Source organism: Moraxella catarrhalis (assembly GCF_001656295.1).
Taxonomy (GTDB): Bacteria; Pseudomonadota; Gammaproteobacteria; order Pseudomonadales; family Moraxellaceae; genus Moraxella; species Moraxella veridica.
In genome coordinates this window covers 41540-67695 of record NZ_LXHE01000015.1, presented here as the reverse complement: position 1 = coordinate 67695, position 26156 = coordinate 41540, and the positions used below count along the sequence as shown (strand labels likewise).

At 43.8% G+C, this 26156-nt stretch carries 25 protein-coding genes, 2 rRNA genes and 1 pseudogene; 17 read left to right on the top strand and 11 right to left on the bottom strand.

The genetic code is table 11. The annotated features are described in order from the left end of the window. Together AO382_RS07255 and rrf are read left to right on the top strand one after the other, a co-directional pair. Window positions 1-448: ribosomal RNA gene (locus AO382_RS07255) — 23S ribosomal RNA — on the top strand; the annotation flags it as partial. Window positions 449-560: 112 nt separating this feature from the next. Then, window positions 561-674, top strand: a 5S ribosomal RNA gene (gene rrf / locus AO382_RS07250). Between the two features lie 157 nt (window positions 675-831). On the opposite strand, the gene AO382_RS07245 is transcribed toward rrf, so the two are convergent. After that, on the bottom strand, window positions 832-1635 hold the full coding sequence (locus tag AO382_RS07245) for a Cof-type HAD-IIB family hydrolase (protein WP_064619564.1): 804 nt from the start codon (window positions 1633-1635) through the stop codon (window positions 832-834). After that, complete coding sequence (locus tag AO382_RS07240; protein ID WP_064619562.1) at window positions 1625-2251, bottom strand: DedA family protein; 627 nt, start codon at window positions 2249-2251, stop codon at window positions 1625-1627. The genes AO382_RS07245 and AO382_RS07240 overlap by 11 nt, the downstream gene beginning before the upstream one ends. Before the next feature lie 371 nt (window positions 2252-2622). Between AO382_RS07240 and AO382_RS07235 the strand changes: the two genes are divergently transcribed. The 4 genes from AO382_RS07235 (at window position 2623) to AO382_RS07220 (ending at window position 7004) form a co-directional block, all read left to right on the top strand. Beyond that, window positions 2623-3345 carry a cell division protein FtsQ/DivIB gene (locus AO382_RS07235; RefSeq protein WP_227513654.1) on the top strand — a complete coding sequence of 241 codons (723 nt, stop codon included), beginning with the start codon at window positions 2623-2625 and terminating at the stop codon, window positions 3343-3345. A gap of 60 nt (window positions 3346-3405) precedes the next feature. Continuing rightward, the gene (ftsA, locus tag AO382_RS07230; protein WP_064619559.1) at window positions 3406-4704 is read left to right on the top strand and encodes a cell division protein FtsA; all 1299 of its coding nucleotides are present in this window, start codon (window positions 3406-3408) and stop codon (window positions 4702-4704) included. A gap of 189 nt (window positions 4705-4893) precedes the next feature. After that, window positions 4894-6015, top strand: coding sequence for a cell division protein FtsZ (gene ftsZ, locus AO382_RS07225; protein WP_064619556.1), 1122 nt, complete (start codon window positions 4894-4896; stop codon window positions 6013-6015). A gap of 86 nt (window positions 6016-6101) precedes the next feature. After that, complete coding sequence (locus AO382_RS07220) at window positions 6102-7004, top strand: PHP domain-containing protein (RefSeq protein ID WP_400260273.1); 903 nt, start codon at window positions 6102-6104, stop codon at window positions 7002-7004. A 68-nt stretch (window positions 7005-7072) separates the two neighbouring features. Here AO382_RS07220 and AO382_RS07215 read toward each other — a convergent pair whose 3' ends face one another. Further along, window positions 7073-8014 carry a regulatory protein RecX gene (locus AO382_RS07215; RefSeq protein WP_064619579.1) on the bottom strand — a complete coding sequence of 314 codons (942 nt, stop codon included), beginning with the start codon at window positions 8012-8014 and terminating at the stop codon, window positions 7073-7075. Between the two features lie 45 nt (window positions 8015-8059). Further along, window positions 8060-9109, bottom strand: coding sequence for a recombinase RecA (recA, locus tag AO382_RS07210; protein WP_064619549.1), 1050 nt, complete (start codon window positions 9107-9109; stop codon window positions 8060-8062). Window positions 9110-9944: 835 nt separating this feature from the next. On the opposite strand from recA, the gene AO382_RS07205 reads away from it, so the two are divergent. The 6 genes from AO382_RS07205 to AO382_RS07185 all read left to right on the top strand — a co-directional run bounded on the left by AO382_RS07205 (window position 9945) and on the right by AO382_RS07185 (window position 14746). Beyond that, a complete protein-coding gene (locus tag AO382_RS07205) occupies window positions 9945-11363 on the top strand; it encodes an FAD-binding oxidoreductase (protein WP_064619546.1) in 1419 nt (472 codons plus the stop codon). Beyond that, window positions 11332-11889, top strand: a complete 558-nt coding sequence (locus AO382_RS07200) for a GspH/FimT family pseudopilin (RefSeq protein ID WP_227513652.1) — start codon at window positions 11332-11334, stop codon at window positions 11887-11889. Before AO382_RS07205 ends, AO382_RS07200 begins: the two co-directional genes overlap by 32 nt. Before the next feature lie 81 nt (window positions 11890-11970). Further along, on the top strand, window positions 11971-13020 hold the full coding sequence (locus tag AO382_RS07195; protein ID WP_064619540.1) for a 5'-nucleotidase: 1050 nt from the start codon (window positions 11971-11973) through the stop codon (window positions 13018-13020). Then, on the top strand, window positions 13017-13148 hold the full coding sequence (locus AO382_RS11300) for a hypothetical protein (protein ID WP_258865195.1): 132 nt from the start codon (window positions 13017-13019) through the stop codon (window positions 13146-13148). Before AO382_RS07195 ends, AO382_RS11300 begins: the two co-directional genes overlap by 4 nt. Beyond that, on the top strand, window positions 13132-13971 hold the full coding sequence (locus AO382_RS07190; protein WP_064619536.1) for a TatD family hydrolase: 840 nt from the start codon (window positions 13132-13134) through the stop codon (window positions 13969-13971). The genes AO382_RS11300 and AO382_RS07190 overlap by 17 nt, the downstream gene beginning before the upstream one ends. Further along, the gene (locus AO382_RS07185; RefSeq protein WP_064619533.1) at window positions 13964-14746 is read left to right on the top strand and encodes a ThiF family adenylyltransferase; all 783 of its coding nucleotides are present in this window, start codon (window positions 13964-13966) and stop codon (window positions 14744-14746) included. Before AO382_RS07190 ends, AO382_RS07185 begins: the two co-directional genes overlap by 8 nt. 129 nt (window positions 14747-14875) lie before the next feature. Here the strand turns inward: AO382_RS07185 and dapD are convergent, their stop codons facing one another. The 4 genes from dapD to lipA all read right to left on the bottom strand — a co-directional run bounded on the left by dapD (window position 14876) and on the right by lipA (window position 18306). Continuing rightward, window positions 14876-15697, bottom strand: coding sequence for a 2,3,4,5-tetrahydropyridine-2,6-dicarboxylate N-succinyltransferase (gene dapD, locus AO382_RS07180; RefSeq protein ID WP_064619530.1), 822 nt, complete (start codon window positions 15695-15697; stop codon window positions 14876-14878). A gap of 110 nt (window positions 15698-15807) precedes the next feature. Further along, on the bottom strand, window positions 15808-16740 hold the full coding sequence (locus AO382_RS07175; RefSeq protein WP_064619527.1) for an alpha/beta fold hydrolase: 933 nt from the start codon (window positions 16738-16740) through the stop codon (window positions 15808-15810). Between the two features lie 24 nt (window positions 16741-16764). Continuing rightward, entirely contained in the window at window positions 16765-17166 is a 402-nt protein-coding gene (locus AO382_RS07170; RefSeq protein WP_064619524.1) for a hypothetical protein, read from the bottom strand. A 75-nt stretch (window positions 17167-17241) separates the two neighbouring features. Further along, window positions 17242-18306 carry a lipoyl synthase gene (gene lipA, locus AO382_RS07165; protein WP_064619521.1) on the bottom strand — a complete coding sequence of 355 codons (1065 nt, stop codon included), beginning with the start codon at window positions 18304-18306 and terminating at the stop codon, window positions 17242-17244. Window positions 18307-18715: 409 nt separating this feature from the next. Between lipA and AO382_RS07160 the strand changes: the two genes are divergently transcribed. Next, on the top strand, window positions 18716-18925 hold the full coding sequence (locus AO382_RS07160) for a hypothetical protein (protein WP_064619518.1): 210 nt from the start codon (window positions 18716-18718) through the stop codon (window positions 18923-18925). Between the two features lie 89 nt (window positions 18926-19014). On the opposite strand, the gene AO382_RS07155 is transcribed toward AO382_RS07160, so the two are convergent. Continuing rightward, on the bottom strand, window positions 19015-19284 hold the full coding sequence (locus AO382_RS07155; RefSeq protein WP_227513651.1) for a barstar family protein: 270 nt from the start codon (window positions 19282-19284) through the stop codon (window positions 19015-19017). Continuing rightward, window positions 19281-20042: a ribonuclease domain-containing protein gene (locus AO382_RS10695; protein ID WP_227513650.1), complete on the bottom strand. Its 762-nt coding sequence runs from the start codon at window positions 20040-20042 to the stop codon at window positions 19281-19283. Before AO382_RS10695 ends, AO382_RS07155 begins: the two co-directional genes overlap by 4 nt. 127 nt (window positions 20043-20169) lie before the next feature. Between AO382_RS10695 and AO382_RS11470 the strand changes: the two are divergent. From AO382_RS11470 to AO382_RS07135, 4 genes and pseudogenes are all read left to right on the top strand, one after another. Continuing rightward, window positions 20170-20391 (top strand): annotated as a pseudogene (locus AO382_RS11470) (AraC family transcriptional regulator); the annotation flags it as partial. A gap of 3 nt (window positions 20392-20394) precedes the next feature. Further along, window positions 20395-20835, top strand: a complete 441-nt coding sequence (locus tag AO382_RS07145) for a sigma-70 family RNA polymerase sigma factor (protein WP_227513649.1) — start codon at window positions 20395-20397, stop codon at window positions 20833-20835. A 568-nt stretch (window positions 20836-21403) separates the two neighbouring features. Further along, on the top strand, window positions 21404-22369 hold the full coding sequence (gene hemH, locus AO382_RS07140; protein WP_064619516.1) for a ferrochelatase: 966 nt from the start codon (window positions 21404-21406) through the stop codon (window positions 22367-22369). 277 nt (window positions 22370-22646) lie between these two features. After that, a complete protein-coding gene (locus AO382_RS07135) occupies window positions 22647-23756 on the top strand; it encodes a hypothetical protein (protein ID WP_064619513.1) in 1110 nt (369 codons plus the stop codon). A gap of 164 nt (window positions 23757-23920) precedes the next feature. Here the strand turns inward: AO382_RS07135 and AO382_RS07130 are convergent, their stop codons facing one another. After that, the gene (locus AO382_RS07130; RefSeq protein ID WP_064619509.1) at window positions 23921-26146 is read right to left on the bottom strand and encodes an NADP-dependent isocitrate dehydrogenase; all 2226 of its coding nucleotides are present in this window, start codon (window positions 26144-26146) and stop codon (window positions 23921-23923) included. Window positions 26147-26156: the final 10 nt, after the last annotated feature.

Below are 26156 nucleotides of genomic sequence, written 5' to 3'. Positions count from 1 at the left end.
CTCTGGGGATAACAGGCTGATACCGCCCAAGAGTTCATATCGACGGCGGTGTTTGGCACCTCGATGTCGGCTCATCTCATCCTGGGGCTGAAGCAGGTCCCAAGGGTATGGCTGTTCGCCATTTAAAGAGGTACGCGAGCTGGGTTTAGAACGTCGTGAGACAGTTCGGTCCCTATCTACCGTGGGCGTTGGAAATTTGAGAGGATCTGCTCCTAGTACGAGAGGACCAGAGTGGACGAACCTCTGGTGTTCCGGTTGTTTCGCCAGAAGCATTGCCGGGTAGCTACGTTCGGATGGGATAACCGCTGAAAGCATCTAAGCGGGAAGCCCACCTCAAGATGAGATTTCCCTAAAGAGCCGTTGTAGACGACGACGTTGATAGGTTGGGTGTGGAAGTGTAGTGATACATGTAGCTAACCAATACTAATTGCTCGTTTGGCTTGACCATACAACACCCAAGTGGTTTTACCCACTGACTGTGTTGATTGGTAATATGTAAGATGAACCTTAATCTTGATTTAGTAACAAACAGACTCATACCGCGTTGTTAATCCTTTTACGCTGACGACAATAGCAAGATGGAACCACCTGATCCCTTCCCGAACTCAGAAGTGAAACGTCTTAGCGCCGATGGTAGTGTGGTTCGCCCATGTGAGAGTAGGTCATCGTCAGCACCTTATTTTAAACCCCTCTTTGCAGAAGCAAAGGGGGGTTTTGTTTGGGGGGTGTTTAAAGCAGGATAAGAATTGTATCAATGACCAGTGGGAAATAAAAAACACTTGCTTATTGGGCAAGTGTTTTGGTTTTTGGGGTGTTGAGGGTGATTTGAGATCAATTCCATTTTAGCGCTTTTAAAATATTTTCAATGCCGTCTTGATCGTGGCGTGGACAAATAATATCAGCATGCTGTTTTAAATCGGGATGTCCATTATCCATGGCAATAGCGGTACCCACCAACTTAAACATCTCTATGTCATTTAAGCCATCTCCAAAAGCTGCTGCATCTGATTTGGAGATATTTAACTCATTTAATAATTTGGCTATTGAGCGCGCTTTCGAGCTTTGATGATCCAATACATCTACAGCGCACCGATGCCAGCGAGTTGTTTTAATATCAGGTGGCAGCACGATGTTTTGCGCCTCATGGTCTTCATAAAATGCCAAGATTTGATAAATGGGCTGATCAAAATCAAACCCTTCTTTATTGGCTAATATCGGTGTGATTCCTAATGAACCTAAAGCAGTTTTTAAATGTTTACTCTGATTAAAACAAAAGATGTCAGTTTTTGTCATAATTGCAGTAGCAATATTACGATGTTCAAATACTGCCAAGATCTCTTTGACTTGTTGTTTTTTCAAGGGAAAATCGAATAATTTTTTACCAGCGTATTCGTTGTATTGACCATTTATAGTTAATAAGTAGTCAATACCAATTTCATCAATCAGCTCTCGTACCGCTACCGGCATGATTCCAAGACTGCGGCCTGTGGCAATAGCGAGCAATACACCTTGATTTTTTAGGGCGAGTAAAGCAGGTTTCACACTTTGAGGAATGCGCCCTTCATCTTTGATATACAAAGTATCATCAATATCAAAGAAAATAATTTTAGGCAAGGGATAAGAGTTATTTGGCATGAGTGCCCCAAACTTTTTTGACGCGTTTATAAATGATAAATAAAATCAGAAGCCCAGCACCTATGACGATATAATGACTGATGGCACCAATATAGTTGGCCACCTGATGATAATTAGCACCTAACACAAAGCCAGCATATGCCAACATCGCACTCCAAATCAAAGAGCCCAACCCAGTCAATACCAAAAAAGGCACTAAGGGCATGTGTGCCATGCCTGCCGGAATGGATATCAGTGAGCGTATCGCAGGGATCATTCGCCCAAAAAATATGACAGATTTACCATGCCGATCGAACCATTTTTGGGCATTACTTACATCATTGGCAGTGATCAAAAAATACTTACCATAATGATCCGCCAAATGTCTCAAGCGCTCTTCGTCTAGTTTTGTGCCAATATAATACAAAGGTAGGGCGCCAATCATTGAACCAATTGTGCCGGCAATAATAACGGCAAATAGGTTCATCTGACCCATTGCTGCAGCAAATCCGGCCGCAGGCATAATCAGCTCTGATGGAATGGGCGGAAAGACATTTTCCAAAAACATCATTAAACCGACGCCAATCAGACCCAGTTTGTCCATCACAGCCAAAATCCACTCACTCAAGTGTTCCATAGTGCTCACTCACAACCATTAAAATATTTGAATTTTAACATTTTTTCTTATAATGATGTTGTTGGCATGTGCAATGAAGAGTTGCTGATTTATGTACATCATTTTTAAATTTACTTCTTTATAAAAAACTGTAAACAGATGTAACGCCCTTAAATTTTTCAGGTGTTTTTTGAATTTATTACTTTCACTTATCGATAAAATGCGCTAACATATACTGATTTATCTCAATGTTATTCTAAAACAGACTGCGACCGTAGTAATCAATGTTTTTGCTGCTAAAGATTTGATCTTAATGAGCGTCTCTAGGATACTTTAATAGCATATTCAAAAATTTATTGATGATAAAAATTTAATAATCAATGGCGTAATTCATGACTAAAATCTCTATGAAGAAAATCACTGTCAAGCCATGGCATTCTGCATTGATGATCATTGTATTGATTGCGATTTTTGGGCTGTTGACCAACTATTTATTAGATAATGAAACAGCCAAACCGATTGTCATAGAATCAAATCAGCTGACCCAAGCGCAGTTAAGTGCGATTCAGCAGGCTGTCGAACCGATTGGCGAAGTGCAATTTTTTGGTGCAGATTTGGTAAAAATTCACCAACATATCAGCCAGCTGACCTGGGTGGAATCGGCGAATGTGCAGCGCGATTGGAATAATGGTGTGGTTGTGTCGGTCACTGCGCGCAGACCCATTGCCAACTTTGGTAGCGACAGATTGCTTGATGCCAATAGTGTGGTGTATGAGCCTGCCGAAAGCAGTCAGCTTATGAATCCTAAGTTGGTTAATTTGCATGGGCGCGACACCGAATCTCAGCAGATTATGCAAAAGCTTAAGCGGATCAATACTTGGTATGCGCCTTTGGATGTTCGGGTTCAGGACTTGATTTTGACACCTCGCCAAACTTGGATCATTCGATTTAATAATGGCATGCGCATCATGGTTGACCATGAAGACACAGAGCAAAAGCTATACAATTTGGCGATACAGCTACAAAGTACGTTGGCTAATGATTTTGGACGCATTGATTCTGTGGATCTTAGGTATAAAAACGGCTTTGCAATTGCTTGGCGTAATCAAGCTTGATATTTTTGATAGATTGGTGCCCAACTCACTTTGGGCGTCGAGGTAGTTTAAGGAAATCGTGTGACTCTTCAAGCGGTAATACATATTAGCTCTACGGCTGTCTGTACAGCAGTCGGGCATTTTGAAACTAAAGGTTTGGAAAAGCACCTTAAGGTTTCGGCTGTCGGCTTGGCGCACACGGATGCTTTCTTTGGCGGTCGTGTTGATAATCGCGAGCATCTTTTGTCAGCAATTCATAAATCTGTTCGCGAAGCCAGTGATATGGCGGGTTTGCAGATCATTTCACCTATATTGTGCATGGCATCTGCCATGATGAATATGCAGAATATGAGTCATGAGGTGATTATCGATACGGCTGACCGCATGGTGACGCCAGAGCATATTCGCCAAGCGACCCAAGTGATGTCTGATCAAATCGCAAGTCAAGACCGCGCGCCATTTCAAATGAATCGCCAATTGATTTTTTTAGAAGATTATCATGTGCAAGACGCCAAAGGGCTGATGACGGATAAAATTTGTGTTGCAAGTCATGTGATTGATATGCCAACCACTCAGCTCAACCAGATGATCAGTTTGGTCGAACAAGACGATTTGCATGTCGAATCTTGTCTGTTTGATGGGATTGCTGGTGCTGAGTATGCCTTGTCTGAAGATGAAAAACTAGCAGGGGTTTGTTTTATTGATATCGGTGCGGGCATGACTAAGGTGTGCATCTATAAAGATGGCGTGTTGATTTATAGCCATTGCTTGGATATGGGCGGCGTGACTGTCGACATGGACATTGCCAAAGAGTGTGGCATTGCGCTTGCAGACACGGACAGCTTTAAGCGACAAGAAGGTACATTGAATCGTAATAAATATTCGCCAGGCGCCGTGGTGACTTATAAGCGACACACCAAGCATGAAAAAACCATGCTCAGACGTGAACTTAATCAAGTGATTGAGGCGCGCTATCGCAAGTTGCTTGACAAAGTTATTGATGCGATTGATGCCTCTTTATTGGTCAGTTTGGATGCTGGCATCGTCTTGTCGGGCGGTGGTTCGTCTATGGATGGGCTGCTTGATTTTGCGCGCAACCATATTGGCATGAAAGCACGGCTAATTACCAATAATCCAAGGGTGAAATTGGATCCTGAGCGTCTATCTGATGATAATATTAAGCTGCTTAATAAACATCTGTCCGATAATACGCTGCATACCGCGATCGGCGCACTTTTATTCGTGGGTAGCGCCCAATATGCCCGTGATCAGCAAACCCAAAAAGTCGATGAAATTGATAATTCTTGGGTGACTGAGCGCGTGAGTATGATCAGCCAGCTTTTTGGACAATTTACTGCTTGGATTAAGCGGGTTTTTTAAGTTTTGGCTGACGAGAGCAAGCCAATTTACTAAAATATTGATCTAGATTTAAGACAAAAATGTCTAGCTTTTTTAGTGAAATTAACTGATACAAGCCTTGCGCAGCTTGCCAAAAGTACTGATTGTGCGTACAATGGTGCTATACTTTTATTGAAAACAATTTTTTGGAGTTAGGTTATGAAATACGGAATGGCTGATGAATTTCAACCAGAAACTAATGGTCAAGCACGAATCATTGTCTTTGGTGTTGGTGGCGGCGGCGGTAATGCTGTTGAGCATATGGTTCGTCAAAATGTTTCGGGCATTACTTTTGTTTGTGCCAACACTGACTTACAAGCACTAAATAAATTGTCAGCGCCAAATAAAATCCAAATTGGTGCGGACGCAACTCGTGGCTTGGGTGCTGGTGCTAACCCTGAAGTTGGTCGTAATGCCGCTGAGAGTAACGAGGATGAAATTCGTGCCATGCTCGAGGGTTATAATATGGCATTCATCACCGCAGGTATGGGCGGTGGTACAGGCACGGGTGCAGCCCCTGTGGTTGCTCGCATCGCTAAAGAAATGGGTATTTTGACGGTTGCAGTGGTAACAACACCATTTAGCTTTGAGGGTAAGCGCCGCGCTGCCGCCGCGCGTAATGGCATCGATGCATTGACCCAACATGTAGACTCAATCATCACCATTCCTAATGATAAGCTGACCCAAGCATATCGTAATTTGACGATGGTAGATGCCTTTAAAAAGGCAGATGATGTTTTATTACATGCGGTAAATGGTTTGACCGAAACTATCGTAAACCCAGGTATGATTAACATCGACTTTGAGGATGTGCGTACTGCAATGAGTGCCAAGGGTCATGCGATGATGGGTATCGGTCGTGCCAGCGGCACTAATCGTGCTTCTGAAGCGATGGAAAAAGCCATTCGCTCTCCGCTACTCGACGATCTAAATCTGCGCAATGCCCAAGGCTTGATCATTAATATTATCGGTTCTGGCGTTAGTATGGATGAGGTGATGTCCATCGTTGCTATTGGCGAAGGTATGATGGATGAAGATGCCCATGTGTTTTACGGCTTAGTCGAAGATCCTGACATGGAAGATGAGATTCATGTGACGGTCGTTGCGACAGGTCTGACGGTTAATGATCAGCCAGCACCAGTCAAATTATCAGGAAATAAGCAAGAAACATTAAAAACGCATACAAGTGCATTAGCAGAAGAAAATCAACAAGCCTCCATTCCACGCCAAGGTGCACCAAAGCCGATCAGCGTTGGGACTTTCTTACAAAGAGAGCAGCAAAAAAACAGTTAATTCACCATAAAACTAAGTCCTACCCATGCGGTGGGGCTTTTTTAATGTAGATAATGCCAGTCAGTGATGAATCGGAAATTTGGATCATGAAAAAAATAGACCTGCACATGCATAGCACTTGCTCTGATGGTACCAACACGCCCACAGAATTGATTAAAAAAGTCGCTTTGGCAGGCATTGAGATGGCGGCATTGACCGATCATGATACGATCAAGGGGCTTGATGAAGCCAAAAAAGCTGCCAAAATGGTCGGAGTTGAGCTGATCCGAGGGGTGGAAATCAGCTGCACCCATACTTTATCTGGTGGCTATGGCAAGCACCTAGAGATTGATAAAATTATCCATGTTGTTGCGCTCAATTTTTCAGATTCACTGAAGATGAACGAGGCGCTGCAATCACTACAAGATAGCCGACATCTGCGCGGACGACAAATGATCCAAAAACTTGCTGATCTATTGATGGATCATCCTGATGAAGCCGCTGTGCTATTTGAGAATTTGTGGCAACAGGTGCTGACCAAGGTGGGTGGTAATGCTCGCGCTGTTGGGCGTGCACACATTGGTCAAGTTTTGCATGAATTGGGGTATGTGCCCAGTGTGCAGGCTGCCTTTGATAAATATTTGGCGGATAATAAACCAGCTTATGTACCCATACAGACCATCAATATGGCAGATACGGTAGCGCTCATTCATGAGTGTGGCGGACTAGCTGTGCTTGCTCATCCAACGCGATATAAACTGTCTGCGACACGCACTCAAAGACTCATCAGTGACTTTGCTCAATGTGGTGGCGACGGCTGCGAGCTGCCCAATCATGAGCCGTTAAGCTGCGTTGAGATGGTCAGCCGCGCGATCGCCAAACATGAGTTGGCGGTATCGCTTGGCAGTGATTTTCATGGTAGCAACATGCCATGGCGAAAGCTTGGCTCAACGGCAGCCATGCAGAAGGATCAGGTTGGGATATGGGAGCGTTTTGATCAGATATACTAAACGCCTACACAGTCCAAGCGGTGTATCATATCAACGCGGTAGAGGTTTGGGCTTAAAGCTTGACATGACTAGTCAATCAGCTCATCTAAGTCCGCCAAGGTGTATTTTAAAGCCTCCAAACTAACTGACATCTCAAACCCTCGATATTGCAAGAATCTTAACTGCTTGGCTTTGTCCTTGGGCGTTGTTGGGATGGTGTCTCCATATTTGCGTGTTCGCGCCTCGACAGCCAGCTTCAGCCAATCAACTGTCCCTGATTCGTCATCGGCAAGGATGGTATTATCAGTCAGTGAGTCCACCCCAGCTTGCTGTATCAACTGGTCAATGCTGCCAAAGCCCTCGGGCAGTGTGACTTTGGCGGACTTTAAAGCTTGTAAGATGTGGTTTTTCCCACGACTTTTTCGAATGCTTTCGCGAACAAGCATCATGGCGAAGCGTTCGTCAGATTGATAGCCTTTGTGAGCAAATTCCTGTAACAAATCCTCCACCGCTTGAGGCTCACAGCCTTTGGCAAGCAGTTTTTTTTGTAATTCATGCTGTGACATCTCTCGCCGCGATAAGTAGTAAAACGCAAGCCAGCGCAGATAATTGGTGGCTTTGTCAGTCTGTGCTAGAGGTTCAATGGCGACATTTTGTAGTCGCTTGGCAAGCTCTGGCGGCACTGCGGCGCTGTCTTTGCCATCATTAACTTGTTTTAATAATACCGACACTTCAGAGATTACCGAAGGACTTTTTGACTGAGAGCTTGACTGCGCTACAGAATCACTCTTAACTGTCTTCGTGGGTGATATAGAGTGCTGCCGCTTGGAGATGGGTGAATGCTTGACTTGATCTGGCGAAGCATTCTGGATTTTGGAGGTTTTTTTGGGAGGATTGACAGATTTTTTAAATGTTTTGGATTTGGGTAATTGGTTAAACCGCGGTGGCTGCGTGGTCGTCAGTTCCTCAAAGTTGGTTTCGTCAAGCACTTGAACTTGATAAGAATCAGCAGAAACAGGCGATTCGCCCATTTCTGCTAGGACTTCAGATAACGTCTTGATTTTCATGATGAAGGATTAGAAATTATCGTCTTCTATATGCTCTTCAGGCTCATCTGATTCTATGATGGGTGCGACTGTGGCTAATTTAATCTCACGAACTTTGGCTTCGATTTCGCTGGCAATGGCAGGATTTTCTTGCAGATATTTGACCGTATTGGCTTTACCTTGACCAATTTTACCATCACCATAACTGTACCAAGCACCTGACTTACCAACAGCACCAATATCAACACCCAAATCGATCACCTCGCCTAGGCGGTTAATGCCCTCACCGTACATAATTTGAAATTCGGTTTGGCGAAATGGCGGTGCCATCTTATTTTTGATGACTTTGACGCGCGTTTCTGAACCGACAATTTCATCACCATCCTTAACAGAGCCAATGCGTCGAATGTCAAGACGTACAGAAGCGTAGAATTTCAAGGCGTTACCACCTGTCGTCGTCTCTGGACTACCGAACATGACGCCAATTTTCATACGGATTTGGTTGATGAAAATCACCATACAATTTGAGCGTTTGGCGTTGCCGGTAATTTTGCGCAGCGCTTGGCTCATCAAGCGAGCCTGCAAGCCCATGTGACTGTCACCCATCTCGCCTTCAATTTCAGCTTTTGGCGTTAATGCAGCCACAGAGTCCACCACAATCAGATCAATCGCACCTGAGCGCACGAGCATGTCAGCAATCTCAAGCGCCTGCTCACCATTATCAGGCTGCGAGACAAGCAAATCATCAATATTTACGCCAAGCTTTTTGGCATAGATTGGGTCAAGGGCATGCTCAGCGTCAATAAAGGCGCAAGTGCCACCTTGTTTTTGGCATTCGGCGATGGTCTGTAAGGTCAGTGTTGTTTTACCCGAACTTTCAGGTCCAAAAATCTCAATAATTCGACCTTTTGGCAAGCCACCGATACCTAGCGCAATGTCAAGCCCAAGCGAGCCAGTAGAGACCACATCCACATCAAGCTTAGCGGTCTCATCACCCAAATGCATGATGGTGTTTTTACCAAACTGTTTTTCGATCTGAGCCAAGGCGGCTTTGAGTGCTTTTTCTTTATTTTCGTCCATAGAAATTTCCTAAAATTAATACGATTGCCTGCTTCGATTATGCTCACAAACTTGACAATCATGTCACTAAATCTACCGTTAATTATAGCATAACTGCCTTTTTGATAGGGGGTTATCCTGAAATATTTTGTCAGTAATTTGTGTCATTTTAAATGAATTTTTTAAAACTCAGTGCTTGAACCAATCGCTTTTTAATCTCAAAATTCAATCAAAGAGCAATGATAAAAAAAGATGATTTTTGAGCCAAAATTTGACCTGATAAAAACTTATCCACAATCTTATCCACAAAATATGTCAGATCATTGTGGAACACCAAACCGACTCTATGAATATAAAAATTATCTATATAACCTTGAGTTATTTTAATGCTATTCAAGCTATTATATTTATAAGTTATTGATTTTTATTATAAAAATATATATATTTATTATTGTTCAAATTTTAATCAATTCTTATGCAGGCGTGATAAATACACGCTTTTAGGGGCGATATGTTGAGTGTTTTTAAAAGTTATCCACAGCTTGTGTGGAAAAGTTTTTGAGCCTATTAGTAGCAAGGCTTGGCAAGGTCAAAAAAACTTTTGGGACTTTGGTAAACAATTTTTATCGTCAAATTTGTTAAGAAAATTTTTAGGATATTATTTTAATAAATGTATAAGTTTCACAAGTTTGTCATAATTGTTAAAGTCATTTTAGGGAACTTATGTGGTTTGAATGTTGCCGATGTCAAATGCGTGAGTCTCACTCAAAATCGGAAATGTGGTACAATCGTTTTGAAATTTTGATGGCAGTAAAAGCGTTTGATAACAAAGCGCTTGTAATATGGGATAAATTTAATGACACAGACAAGATTTGCAGAAGCGATGAGTGCGCTTAAAGCACGATTTGGCGATCAGCTTTCAACCAATATGACTACGCGTGAGCAGCACGCACATACGACGACTTGGCTGCTTAATCAGCCTGCTGATGCGGTCTTGACCGCCAAGCATAAGTACGATGTGGCAGATGCCGTTAAGATTTGTTATGAGCATCATATGCCTGTCATCGCATTTGGTATCGGCTCATCACTGGAGGGTCAGCTAAATGCACCGTATGGCGGACTTTGTATTGATATGTCGCAGATGGATGAAGTTGTTGCGATTAATGAAGAGGATCTGACGGCGACCGTGCAAGCAGGCGTGACCAGAGAATCGCTCAATCACTATTTGCGTGCGACGGGATTATTTTTCCCGCTTGATCCAGGGGCGAATGCGACCATCGGTGGTATGGTTGCTACCCGAGCATCAGGCACAAATGCTGTTCGCTATGGGACGATGAAAGATGTGGTTTTATCGCTGGAAGTGGTGCTGCCAACTGGTGAAATCATCAAAACCGGCACACGTGCCAAAAAGTCATCGGCTGGTTATGATTTGACGCGTCTGATTGTTGGTTCTGAAGGGACGCTTGGTATTGTCACAGAGGTGACAGTCAAGCTATTTGGGCAACCTGAAGTGATTGGCAGTGGTACTTGTCATTTTCCAAGCATTGATATGGCGTGTCAGGCGACCATTGCTACCATTCAGATGTGTTTGCCGATTGCTCGTATTGAGTTGCTTGACCCGATTCAGATTCGTGCATGTAATCAGTATTCAGGCTTATCATTGCCCGAAAAAGCCACCTTATTTGTAGAATTTCATGGTACTAAACAGAGCGTGGCAGAGCAGGCGAATTTATTTGAGCAAATCATTGAAGACTTTGGCGGCAGTGATTTTGAGTGGGGTAGTGATGAAGCGGTGCGCAAAAAACTGTGGAGTGCTCGCCATCATGCGTATTATGCTGCCTGTGCACTTAGACCTACAGCACGAGGACTGTCAACCGATGCATGTGTGCCGATTTCTCGACTGGCGGAATGTGTGACACAAACCCAAGCCGATATCCAAAAGTCAGACATGCTTGCACCAATTGTCGGTCATGTGGGTGATGGTAATTTTCATGTGCTACTACTTGTTGATACAAACAATGATGAAGAGCTAAAAAAGGCTGAAGAAATCCTTGAGCGTTTGGCGGTGCGTGCAATTGAAATGGGTGGCACTTGTACAGGTGAGCATGGTATCGGACAAGGCAAGCGTAAATATATGCAAAAAGAACACGGTACTGCCATCGGTGTCATGCAGGCGATTAAGCAAGCCATTGATCCTCGTGGTATCATGAATCCTGGTAAGATTTGGTTTGACCTTGGCGATAATGCTACATCTACCAATGAATCAAAGACCTAACACTCAGCAAGGCTTTACACTGATTGAGGTGATGGTTGTTCTTGCCATATTGGCGCTCATCGGTATGATCGCTGTGCCAGCCTATGATTCGCTCATGCGCCGATATGAGTCTCAAATGGTGGGGCGACATGTGCAAGAAGCACTTCGACGAGCCAAGATCGAGGCGGCCTTGCACCAAAAAGATGTCATCATCTGCCCCATTAACACCTTGGGTGTGTGTGATAGATTTGGGCAGTCTGGTTTGATGGTGTTCATTGACAAAAATAAAAACAATCGCAAAGACGACAGTGATCCTTTGGTGCTCAAAGAATCATTTGAGCTAAACTATGGCATGTTATCAATGACTGTGGCACTACATCGGCATTATATTAAGTTCATGGGCGATAACGCAAAGCCCCGTGGATACATGGGTAATGTGCGTTATTGCACCCTTAATGGCGATGCTGCATTAAGCCACCAAACGACAATTAATATGCATGGTTTGAGCAGAATCGAACATGGCGATGTCATCAAGCTAAGCTGCTAGCTTAGGACATGTAATCATTCGCCAAATCCTGAGCAAAACTGTGCTAAAATAACAAAGAAACTGCAACCAATAAGGCAATTTATGGCGGTCGATTTTTCAAATACCCTAATTGTCGCAATTTCGGCGACAGCTTTATTTGATTTGGCAAAAAATGAAGCCAAGCTGACTGAATTGGTTGCCAAAGATAAAGATACTGCCGCGCGCAAATTTCAAGCGTATCAGCAGGCGCGCGAAAATGAGATCTTAAATAAAGGATCGGGCTATCCTTTGATAGAAGCCTTGCTTAATCTCAACAAACATCAGCCACCGATGGAATATCACATTGAATCGCCCTATGTGGAAGTGGTGATCGTCTCCAAATCCTCGCCAGATATCGGCATCCAGGTGCTCAACTCAATTCGTGCGCATGGTCTGGGCATTACTCGCTCAGCGTTTATTTCTGGGGATTCGGTTGCAAATTATATTAAGGATTTTAATGTCGATTTGTTTTTGACGACAAATCATGAGGATGCTCAGCAGGTCACCGATGGTCAAATTTGTGCCTGTGCGGTTTTGGATGCTACGCCAGTCAGTGTCGATCAACTTGACAGTGATCAACTTCGCATTGCGTTTGATGGCGATGCGGTGTTGTTTGATGATTCGGGGGAGTTGGTTTTTAAGCAAGAAGGGCTGTATGCTTTTCATGCGCGTGAAAACGAAATGGCAGATTTGCCGATTGAAAAAGGTCCTTATGCCGATTTTTTGATCAAATTATCCAAACTGCAAGACAAATTACCCAACCAATCGACCGACGCGCCGCACAATCCGATTCGCATCGCACTGGTGACGGCGCGTAATGCGCCTGCAGATATGCGCGCCATCAAAACCCTAAGGGAGTGGGGTGTGACGGTGGATGTGGCGTTCTTTTTGGGAGGTCTTGATAAGACAAATGTCCTAAAAACATTTGCGCCGCACATCTTTTTTGATGACTCAATCAAGCACATTGATGCTGCACGCTCCGTGGTGCCATCGGCGCTCGTGCCTTATCACTCCGAATCTCAGCTCAATATCTTGGCGCCTCAAGCGATCCCTGATATGGAAGATCAGGCATTTACCCCTGTCAAACCAAAAAAATCCAAGACGCCATCATGAGAAAATCGCATCAGCATTTTTTGATAAAGCTTGCTGTCATCGCTGCGATGACAGCCTTACTAAGACGCAGTTCTAAGCCTGCCGCCAATAAGACAGTTTCGCCAAAGCATCATGATAACTCTGATTGATACACACACCCACTTTGATTTGCCTGAGTATGATGATCAGCGCGCGGCATTTGCCAGTCGTGCGTATGAGCAAGGCGTGCGGCATTTATTGATCATTGGCTATTTGGCTCGATATTTTGAGCGCATGGTGTTGGCAAATACAGCCACCAATCAGTTGGCAGACTCACCAAGATCGCATTTGGCGTTTGGGCTACACCCATTATACATTGATGAGCAGTCTGACACAGATTTGAATATTTTAGAAGAATATCTTAAAACGCATTCGTCGATTGCGATCGGTGAAATTGGGCTGGATACTTACCCAAAAGCACTCAAAGAATCCACCATTTTTCAAAAACAAAAGCGATTTTTTGTGGAACAAATTGAGCTTGCCAAAGCGTATGACTTACCCATTTTATTACATATCCGTAAAAATCATGGCGATGTTTTGAAGATTTTGGCTGAACAAAACTATCTTGCTGATGACAGAGGTGGTATCGCTCACAGCTTCAGCGGTGGAGAACAAGAAGCGCTTGCCTTTGTCAAACGTGGCTTTAAGCTTGGCATTACAGGGCAGATCACCAATCCTAATGCCAAAAAACTGCGTCGGTCTGTTAAGGCGGTTTTTGATGAATATGGCATTGGGGCTTTTGTGATTGAGACAGATTGCCCTGACATGATGCCGCTGCCTTGTCAGCATTTAGGACAGCTAAATGAACCTGCACACTTACATTTTGTGCTAGATGAGCTGTCTAAATTATTTAATTATGATAAACAAGTATTAGCAAATCAGCTTTGGAAAAATAGCTGTGATGCGCTGCGTGTGGATTGGAAATATGACTGATACGACACAGATGGATTATGACCGCCGCTTTATGGGCGTGAGTGCGCTGTATGGCGAGCAAAGCCTTGATAGATTTGCTGATGCTGAAGTGTATGTGATTGGCGTGGGCGGCGTCGGATCATGGGCGGCGGAGAGTTTGGCGCGTACAGCGATAGGGCGTATTGTTTTGATTGATATGGATGTGCTTGTCGAAAGTAACATCAATCGGCAGTTGCCTGCTTTGAGCGAAACGCTTGGCGAGACTAAAATCGATGTGATGGCAGCGCGCATTGGCAGTATCAATCCTAAGGCGGATGTGGTATGTGTGGATGATTTTTTGACGGCGCAAAATGTCAAAGAGCTTCTGCCGACTCGTGAGTATGTCGCACAGATGCAAGATGAAGGTAAAACGGTGATCGTGCTTGACTGTGTGGATGATATGTCTGCCAAGCTTGCCATTGCGCTACATTGCCGATTTAATAAAATCAAATGTGTGGTCGCTGGCGGTGCAGGCGCGAAGATCGATCCGACAAAGATCCGCGTTGCCGACCTAAAAGACACCACTCAAGATCCGCTGCTTGCCAAGCTGCGCTCAAAATTGCGTGAAAAAGGCATCGCAAAAGGCGGTAAGACAAAATTTGATCTGAAATGTGTCTATTCAGACGAGCCGCCAAAGGTAGCCAAGGCGTGTCAAACTGGTCTAAACTGTGGCGGCTTTGGTTCTACTGTGGTGGTGACAGCGACGATGGGCATGGTGATGGTCAGCGAAGCATTAAAAATGATCAGCCGCAACTAATCACTGGATCATTCATACCCTTAATTTATCTCAAATGTCTTAATCATCAATCACCATAAAGATGCTAGATAAAAAACGACCGCCAAGTCAATGAGCGGTCGTTTTTATTTGGTTTGACTAAAGCTGGTATTATTCAGCGCGTAGCAAATCGTTTAGGCTAGTTTTGGCGCGAGTTTGGGCGTCTACTTTTTTGACGATGATGGCAGCATATAAGCTGTGAGTGCCATCTTTGCTAGGCAGGTTACCTGGTACTACCACCGAGCCTGCTGGCACGCGACCATAATGAATCTCGCCTGTCTCGCGGTCATAGATGCGTGTGGACTGACCGATATAGACACCCATTGAGATGACCGAGCCTTCTTCAATGATTACACCTTCAACAATCTCAGAGCGAGCACCGATAAAGCAGTTATCTTCGATGATCGTTGGGTTGGCCTGTAATGGCTCAAGTACACCGCCGATGCCAACGCCGCCTGACAAGTGTACATTTTTGCCGATCTGAGCGCAGCTGCCGACAGTTGCCCAGGTATCCACCATGGTTCCTTCATCGACAAAGGCGCCAATATTGACATAAGACGGCATGAGCACGACATTTTTTGCCAAGAAGCTGCCACGGCGCGCAACCGCAGGTGGTACGACACGCACGCCAGCTGCTTTGAATTGTGCCTCGCTCCAGTTGGCATGCTTAGTATCCACCTTATCATAAAAGCGCAAATCGCATGATTCAATGGGCTTATTGTCATTGAGTTTGAATGACAGCAGCACTGCTTTTTTGAGCCATTGATGCACCACCCATTCACCGTCAATTTTTTCGGCAACGCGCAAAGAGCCATTATCCAAAGCTTCAATCGCTTCATCAACAGCCGCACGAATTTCTGGCGAAACAGTTTCGGCGGTGAAATTTGCACGGTCTTCAAAAGCCGCTTCAATAATCGTTGCAAGATTTGACATAATAAATCCTTAAAAAGTCATCATAGATTGTTTGATAATTTTAGCATATTTAAAGAGCAAAAATCGCCTAAGCCAACAATTTATTCACTAAAATCAGTCATCCAATATCATCACATTTTATCAGCGTTACAGTGGCGTTCGATCCAAGCCAAGATGTCGGCAAAGACTTTTTGTGCTTGTTTTTCATGTAGTGGTTCATGACGCATATTGGGGTAAAGATGCACGCTAACATCACGATTGGCGCGCAAAAGCTTGTCTTGAAGCTGAATGATATCTTGCCCCATATTACCGACAGGATCATCTTTGCCGCTGACCAATAAAATCGGATAATCTTTGGGCATATTCACATACCAATCAGGACGCATGGCGCGCTGCATCAAGGCAAATAAGGTCATAAACCCATTATTGGTAAAAGCAAACCCTGTCAGCGGATCTGCTTCAAACGCTTGAATCGCCTCAGGATTTTCAGACAGCCAAGCAAATGCAGAAGCGCTGATGGGCGAGCGAAGCTGATTTAATAACACATGATTCATCAGCTCAGCGGCACGTTGATTGACCTGCTTGGGGGAGAGTTTGTTGAGTAGGCTAAGCGCTGCATAAGTGGTACGGCTTAAAAGACCAAAATTATCCGCTGTACCCATCAAAATCACGCCATCAAATCGCGTGCTGTGATGAATGAGCACCGAACGCACGATAAACGAGCCCATCGAATGACCCATGATAAAATGCGGCACTGATGGCGCGTGCTCTTTGAGCTTATCTGCCATGATGATGACATCTTTTGACAGCGCTTGCACAGGATGCTTGTCATCAAAATACCCAAGCTCATACTTATCTTTGACGGTCTGACCATGCCCAAGCTGATCATACGTCGCCACCAGTACGCCATGATCTGCCAAAAATTGGGCAAATCTCGCATATCGGCCGCCATGCTCGGTCATGCCATGTACGATAAGCAGGGTGGATTTGATCTTGCCTTTTGGTACAAAAAAAGTATGGTGCAGGCGGTGGATGCCGTTGGATGATAGGATAATTTGGGTCATTTTTAGGTATTGGCTTTAAAGTGGTTAATAAAATTTGCGATTATCAAAATATAAAACTAGCCATGCAATTGGAGCAATAAAAACAGCAAATAAGAATAGACATACTCTTACCATAAGCTTAAAGTAATAAACCAATAATAATAAGATGCCACCTAAATACCATTCTGATTCACCAAAGAAAAAACCCCAAATTTTGGCATATAGATAGCGAGCATAGGGGTAGAGCAGGGCGGAGAGACCAACCCAAATTCGGTTAAACCAAATATAGGTAGTATCAAGCCCAGCTTTGCCTTGCTCAATTGCGTTTTTATGAATGTAATCGATACTTAACCATAAAAATGCTGCTAGTAATACTCCATAAATAAAATATTTTATATAAAATCTATTATTTAGCCCAAAGACAGTTAATGCTAAAATTTTAGGCATATAAATAATTCCATATATTAAGCCGTTGCAACAAGTGTTCTGGGTTTGTTGCTTGTTATTTTATGGCTAGCTAAATCAAAAACACCCAACCTTTTCGCCACGCTCTGCCTTTGCCAGTTTTTCTTCGGCAAGTGCTTTGGCACTGCGAGCTGGCGGTGGGCAATCTTCACCATAATATTGACGGTCGGCAAAGTAGCTTGAGCGCACCATTGGGTTTGCCCAGATGTTAAAAAAGCCCAATTTCTTACCGTATTCGGTGTAGCGCGCAAACTCATCAGGATGCACATATCTGTCTACGGGGGCATGGTTTTTACTTGGGGCAAGATATTGACCGATGGTGATGATGTCAACATCATGTGCTTTTAGGTCGTCAAGCAGTGCATACACTTCTTCTTCAGTTTCGCCAAGCCCCACCATAAAGCCGCATTTGGTCGCGACATCAGGACGGCGCGCTTTGTAGTCTTTGAGTAGATTCAGTGAGTGCTGATAGTCAGAGCCAGGTCGAAACGCTTTATAAAGACGCGGCACGGTTTCGATATTGTGATTAAATACATCTGGTGCAGTTTCGGTCAATAAATCAAGCGCAACCTGCTCGCGCCCGCGGAAGTCAGGCACCAAAATTTCAATCAAGCAGTTAGGGCTCAGTGCTTTGGATTCATTAATCACTTCCACAAAGTGACCTGCACCGCCGTCTTTGAGATCATCTCTATCCACCGAAGTGATGACGGCATATTTTAGCCCCAAACCTAAAATGGTCTCAGCGGTATGGCGCGGCTCATCTTTATCCAAAGGATTTGGTCGACCGTGCGCCACTTCACAAAACGGGCAGCGACGAGTACAGATATCGCCCATAATCATAAAAGTCGCTGTACCATCACCGAAGCACTGTGGCAGGTTTGGGCAGGCGGCTTCTTCGCAAACGGTGTAGAGCTTTTGTTTGCGTAGCGTGGATTTGATGCGCTCAACTTCGGCGGGACTTGAGAGCTTCACGCGAATCCAGTCGGGTTTTTTGGGGGTCTCAACAGTGGGAATGACCTTGATGGGAATGCGAGCGACTTTATCATAGCCGCGCAGTTTCTCGCCTTGCACTGCTTTTTTGGGTGCAGGACGAGTATCGGGGGTAAAGGTTTGGACAGTCATGGCTTATCCTAAATATCATAAAAATTCTGCAAAAATCATCTTATTATACGCCAAATTGGCATAAATAACAAAATACAGATATGCTTATCTTGGGATGCATAAATAAAATACAAGTCACTGACAAGATCGCTTACATCACTGATAAAGTATCGGTTTTTGGCATCAGTGATGAATTGTTATGTTAATTGGCTTGGATGATGGCATCAGTGAATGAAAATAAAAATATTTGATTCAAAGCTTTGATATCCAATCACACGACGAAAAGCTGCCGCCTTACCATACAGACGCTGGGCGGTAAACATAAACACGTTCTAAATGCTCACCGACGCCCTAACCGCAGAAAGTGTATGCTTGATAAATAAATTTTCTAAATCGTCCACACTCTGTGGATTGGGATAGCTGCATCGACATGCCAATCAACATTTGTCACATTTATCCTATAAAAGCCTGGCTCAATGTCAGGCAGTTTTTAGTATCAATAAAAATCCACACTGCGAACTTCAATTTTGTTCCCGTCGGTCGTGATGGTGAGATGGGTGATTGTGTGATTTTGCCACTCATTTGGCAGGGGCAGGTGTACGGTGGAGAGCTGATAGACGCCGTTGTCAAATTCGGTTAAGCGGCTTTTGATGGCAGGGTGATCTGCGGCGATAGCAGCATCAGCATTTTGTGACCGCCCGTGCTATTTTATTATATAATCAAAACGATCTACCCAGCCAAAACTCTCATCTTGCTCCTTAACTCTTTGTAAGACATTAATGATTTGGTAGAATGCTGACGCGCCCATGAATTTTTTTGAATTTTCAGAGTTATTCCAAATAATACAAACTGGTCTTTCCACCCCCCCCAGGAAAGTAAATCCCAAAGAGCATTAAGATTATGCCCATAAAATTCTGTTACATCACATTGAATTGCTAAGGTTCTATGAAAATCTTTTTCAGTTTTAACAATATTACCATCAATCATAATTTGATTCATTTCCATCTCCCTATAAAAGTTACAGATTGATAATGGTCTGTTATAATGTATAACAAGCCATCGTTTGAATACAAGAGTCTTGTACCTGGTTGTTTTGATCTGGATATGGTATTTTTAAGACCAACATCCGCCTCATACCAGATTCTCCTAGGTGCATTAGGTACAACACTGAGAGTATTCCAAAAAATATCTCCTCCAATTTGCTTACCTGGGTTTGTGCTATTTAAAGCCTTTCCTGCTTGCCATCCATTTTTCCCTGCCTCAATTTTTGTAATGTAATGACTAGGCAACCTTCCATTTGAACGCAAGCTCTCAATAAGAGAGTTTGCTGCTTCAGTAGTTCTAAGATCCAAATTTAGCCTCATGCCATTATAAGAGCTAGTGGCATACCCATTTACATGGCTAATAGTGCCAGATAAACTTAGTTGATTGGTGGAGACTGCTTTCTTGCCAATCGGCACAAACATTAAAGTTCCAGCCACAACCTGAAAAGAGCCTTGTCCTGTTTTTCCCTGTTTAACACTCTGAATGCCGCTTGCTATCATGGTGCTACCTGTGGCAATGCGAACAACATTCATTACCTTTCCAGGAGCTGCAAATACAGCATCGCCACCCAAAGATGCAACATCACTAACCTGCTTGTTTATATTGCGTTGTGTTGCAGCATCCCAAAATATTTTTTCATGTTCATCACCTGTACCCCTATTAAACAGATAGTCATTTGGCTTTAAGGTGGAGCCGGTATGATTTGTGACCATGATGGTTGCAATTGTTAAGGTGCATTTGAAAAACGGATGGTACGCCATTACGCCCACAGACCCTGCAACGAACATCTCTCAGCTGTTTTCTTACCTGCCTGAAGGTTAAGCAAGTTTACAAAATTCGCTTGCTGCTGGCGAACGACTGGCAAAAGCCAATGAAATTTTACAATCTCAGGGTGATTTTGAGTGGCTGACTCAAACAGGGAATTTTGTAATACTCAATAATGGCGTAGAATTTGGTGTTACTTATTTGATCATGCTACTGGTGTTATTGGTGTTTGGCGCAGGGCGTTATTTGAGCGTGGATGATTGGTTTTATCGTCTGATTTTTATTAAGAAAAGATAAATCATGACTGATGTCAATACGATAATTGATGACGATGTCATTGCTAAGCTTTATATACCCATGTATCGGTTTGCCTATAATCAATTGGGCGATGAGCAGTGCGCACGAGATGTGGTGCAAGAAGCTTTGATGAATGCTTTAAAATACGCCGACAGCTTTCAGGGCAGATCGGCATTAAAAAGTTGGATGTTTGCCATCTTAAAAAATAAGATCAGTGATCATATTCGCCAAACCCAAAAATACATACCTTTGTGCGACTTTTCAAATGATGAGCAAGATGATGCTTCATTGCTTGAATATTTGTTTGATGTCAATGGGCATTGGCACGCTGATAGCCGAATTCAAGCACTAAGCCAAACCTTGGTAAATCCTGCTGACTGTGTAGAGCAAGATGATTTTTGGGCGGTGCTTGAGTTGTGTTTGGATAATTTGCCCAAAGAGTAGGCTCGCGCGTTTTTGCTGAAAGAGTATATTGAGCTTGACACAGAGGTTATCTGCCAAGAATTAAACATCAGCCGTCAGAATTATATTATTATGTGCTCATGCATCGTGCTAGATTGAGACTGCAGACCTGTTTGTCGATCAAATGGCTAGACTGTTAGTTGCTCCAAGATTTTAATAAAGTGCTTAAATTTATGATAAAATTTATGGCAAATTGCCAAAAAACAACAGAGCTGATTAGCCGCTCATTAGCCGCTCATTAGCCGCTCATTAGCCGCTCATATGAAGAATCATTGAGTACCTCAGAAAAATTGGCGGTTAAGACACATTTGATGATTTGAAAAAAGTGTCGGACATTTGAGCAAAACAACCAACTGATTAGACAGCTTGTGCGTCATCATAAAGCTGGTAAAAACCCAATCACAAAGACAGCATAACCCGATCAGACAAGCGCACAAACCAAAACATCCAAAAGCTATGATCGATAAAGTTAATGATAAATCCTAAGTTTGGCTGAGATTTTTTATTAAAAAAATGATAAAATCAAACTTTGTTTAATTTGTTTTACCTTATGAAAAAAACAGCCATACTTCTGGTTAATTTGGGTACGCCAGATGCCCCAACGCCAGACGCGGTGCGTCGTTATTTGCGTGAATTTTTGAGCGATACGCGCGTGATCGAAATCCCCAAAGTGATTTGGCAGGTGATTTTAAATTGCTTTGTGCTGACGACCAGACCTAAGCGTGTCGCCCATGCGTATCAAAGTGTGTGGATGGACGGCGGCTCACCGTTATTGGTGATACTCAAAAATCAAGCTAAAGACCTGCAGGATATTCTTGCCCAGCAAGGCATTGATATACCTGTTTATCCTGCAACCACTTATGGCAATCCTTCTGCCAAATCGGTGATGACGGATTTGATGTCGCAGGGCGTGGAGTCTTTTATTGTTTTGCCGCTTTTTCCGCAGTATTCAGCCACTTCAACGGCTGCCGCCTTTGATAAAATTGCCAAGCTACTATTAAACACCAGAAATGTACCTGAGCTAAACTTTATCAAGGACTACCACGATCATCCTGATTATATCGAAGCATTGGCGCAGTCTGTCGAGCGCTATTGGGCGGAGCATGGGCGCGCTGATAAGCTTTTGATGAGTTTTCATGGTATCCCCAAGCCTTATGCCGATAAGGGCGATCCGTACCCTGAACAATGCCGTACAACCGCCGTTCTTTTGGCGGATCGCTTGGGGCTGTCCATCAATGATTGGGCGATGAGTTTTCAGTCTCGTTTTGGCGCCCAAGAGTGGCTAAAACCTTATACCGATGAGCTGCTTGCTGAATGGGGGGCGGCTAGGTTTTCGGTACAAGTCATCAGCCCAGCATTTTCTGCTGATTGTCTTGAGACACTTGAGGAGCTTGCGGTTGAAAATAGGGATAATTTTTTAGAGGCAGGAGGGCGAGCGTATGACTATATTCCAGCACTAAACACCGATGAGCTGCATATTCAAATGATGGCGGAACTTGTCAAACAATATATATAAAGCATCTCAATATATCAAGTATCTATCAGACTGGGCTTGGGCGATTGACGGTAACGCCTGTTGGGCTGGGCTAAAGATTAGATTAGAGGATTAGATAACATAAAATAACATAAAATAACGCACCGATGGTAAAAATCTCACAAAATCAAGCAGGCTTGACTTTGAATTGATTTTAAAAAGTTGTTATACTAAAAATCATCTGATATTAAGATATTTTATGGATATATTTAGTTTAATTTGTTTAATTTAAGCTTTTATCAAATAGGAGAACATCACAATGAAAGCAACACTAAAACAGCTCAAACAAACCCAAGCCAATCCTGCGGTAAGTATTTTTGTAAAAACACATCGCACTCACCCTGAAAATGAACAAGATACCATTGCTCTAAAAAATCAGCTCAAAGTTGCCGAAGACCGTATCAGTGAAGAGCATGACAAACGCACCGCTGATGCCATCTTGGCGAATATTACCGCTCAGACAGATGAGCTTGATCACAACTATAATCTAGATACGCTGGCAATTTTTGCAACTGAGTCAGAAGCGACTGTACTTCGTCTGCCTTTTGATGCCAAAGAGCGTGTGATTTTGGGGAATAAGTTCGCTACTCGTGATTTGATGCGTGATTTGTCAGAGGCGGTGAATTATTATGTGCTGGTTGTTACCAGCGAAAACGCTCGCCTATTGGTTGGCACGAACGGCACTTTGATTAAAGAAGTGGTGGGCGACAGTCCACGCCAAGAAGTCCATGATGAGTTGGCATTCCCCATCAAAAATACCACATTACCAACAGGCAGTAAATCAGACCGTACAGGCTCATCAGATGACCACAGCTATCTAAAAGAGTTTATGAATCGTGTGGATAAAAGCTTACAGCGTATCTACAACGCATCGCCATTACCTGTCATTTTGGTGGGTGATTCACGCACTTTGGGCTTTTATGAGCAAGTGTGCGATAACCCATCAATCATTTTGGGCAAGGTTGATAACTTAGCACATCTTAAAGATGGCAATGCTCAAGAGATTATCGATGGCGTTCAAGAGTTGGTTGAAAATCAGCGTAAAACTCGTTACGAAACTGCCCAAGGTGAACTTGAAAAAGCTCGTAACGAAAAAATGGTTCGTACAGATCTACAACAAATCTATCGTTCTGCCGTTGAGGGTAATGCGGTTACCTTACTTGTTCGCCAAGGTTATAGCGTACCTGCAACCATCGATGAACAAAATGCAACCTTACTGGTTGCCGAAGATGCAACTGATGATGGCGTAAATGATGATGCGGTGGCAGAAATCATTGAATTGGTTGATCATAATGGTGGTGAGGTCGTCTTTGTACCTCGTGAGCAAATGAACGAAAAAGAGCCTATTGCTTTGATTACTCGTTACTAATCGGATTGCCGATTGGCTAAGTTGCCAAACGCCTAAAAATCCCCATGCAATATGGGGATTTTTTAATGCCATCACAATCTATTTAATCTATTTAATCTATGACTATTAACCTGATGAACCCAAAAAAATATCCCAAAGGTTTGGGATATTTTTTAGGCTTACTTTTATTTAAGTAGCTCAAGTGCTTGATTGAGCGTTTGGCTTGGACGCATTGCCGCTGAAGCCTGATCAAAGTCAGGTGCATAATAGCCACCGATATCAACAGATTGCCCTTGAACTTGATTCAGTTCATCAAGGATTTTTGCTTCATTTTCGCTTAGGGCTTTTGCCACAGGTGCAAATTTCTCTGCAATCATGGCGTCGCTGTCTTGTGATGCCAATTCTTGCGCCCAATACATCGCTAAATAAAAATGACTGCCACGATTGTCAAGCTCACCGACTTTGCGTTTTGGTGATTTGTCATTGAGTAGTAGTTTTTCGGTCGCGCGATCAAGCGCTTCGGCAAGTACTTGTGCTTTGGCATTGTCAGTGGTCTGCGCCAAATGCTCAAATGACACCGCCAACGCCAAGAACTCGCCCAAGCTGTCCCAACGCAAATGATTTTCTTCAATAAACTGCTGTACATGTTTTGGTGCTGAACCGCCTGCGCCTGTTTCAAACATGCCGCCGCCATTCATCAAAGGCACAATTGATAGCATCTTAGCAGAAGTACCCAGCTCTAAGATTGGGAATAAGTCTGTGTTATAGTCACGCAGCACATTACCTGTCACAGAAATGGTATCCAAGCCTTCTTTCATGCGCTTAAGACTTGCCAAGCAAGCATCGGCAGGTGCAAGGATTTGGATGTCCAAGCCTTCGGTGTCTAGATCGCCAAGGTATTGATTGACCTTTTTGATCAGTTCAGCATCGTGGGCACGGTTTTTATCCAGCCAAAAAATCGCAGGCGTGCTACTCAAGCGAGCACGATTGACGGCTAAGCCCACCCAGTCTTTGACAGGGGCGTCTTTGGTTTGGCAAGCGCGCCAAATATCGCCAGCTTCTACTGTATGAGAGCTAAGCACATTGCCATTTTCGTCAATGATTTCCACTTTACCATCATTTTTGATTTCAAAAGTCTTATCATGTGAGCCGTATTCTTCAGCTTTTTGAGCCATCAATCCGACATTCGGCACGCTGCCCATCGTGGTTGGGTCAAATGCGCCATTTTCACGACAAAAATCAATCACCGCTTGATATACATGGGCATAGCTGCTATCAGGAATGACTGCTTTGGTGTCTTTGGCGTTGCCATTTTTATCCCACATGCGACCTGAGTTACGAATCATCGCTGGCATAGAGGCGTCGACAATCACATCACTTGGCACATGTAAATTGGTGATACCTTTGTCGCTGTCGACCATGGCGATGTCTGGATTGGCGGCGTAAGCTTGTGAAATGGCTTCTTCAACACCTGCGCGTGTTTCGGCATCAAGCTTGTCAAGATTGGCTAGCAGATTGCCAAAGCCGTTATTGACATCGACGCCAGCAGCTGCCAGCTTATCGCCGTATTGTTCGAACACAGGTGCAAAGAATGCACGCACCGCATGACCAAAGATGATGGGGTCAGAGACTTTCATCATCGTGGCTTTCATGTGTAGCGAAAAGAGCACTTCTTTGTCTTTGGCATCTTTGATTTGTTCTTCTAAGAATGCAAGCAAGGCTTTTTTGCTCATCATAGTGGCGTCGATGATTTCACCTGCTTTTAGTGCCAATGGTTTGCGCAGCTGACTTTGGTTGCCTTGGGTGTCTGTAAACACAAAAGAGACTGTCGTGGCATCCGCCACAGTTTTGGATTGCTCATTAGCAAAGAAATCACCGCCGTCCATCGTCGCGACGTGTGATTTACTATCCTTGCTCCATGCGCCCATGCTGTGTGGATATTTTTTGGCAAAGTTTTTAACGGCTTTGGGTGCGCGGCGGTCAGAGTTACCTTCTCGCAGCACAGGATTGACCGCACTGCCTTTGATTTTATCGTAGCGCTTTTGGATGTCTTTTTCTTCGTCGGTCTGTGGATTGGTTGGGTAGTCTGGTAGCTTGTAGCCTTGGTCTTGAAGCTCTTGGATGGCGGCAAGCAGTTGGGGCATGGATGCTGAAATGTTAGGCAGTTTGATAATGTTGGCTTCAGGCTTGGTCACCAGCTCAGCCAGCTCAGCCAATGCGTCAGTAATTCGCTGTTCTTCGGTCAAATACTCTGGAAAGCTTGCCAAAATACGACCTGCCAAAGAAATATCACTGGTCACAAAATCCACGCCAGCGGTTGCACCAAAAGCACGAACGATAGGAAGTAAAGAATAGGTGGCTAATGCTGGGGCTTCATCGGTGTGAGTATAGACAATGGTAGATTTGCTCATATAGACTCCT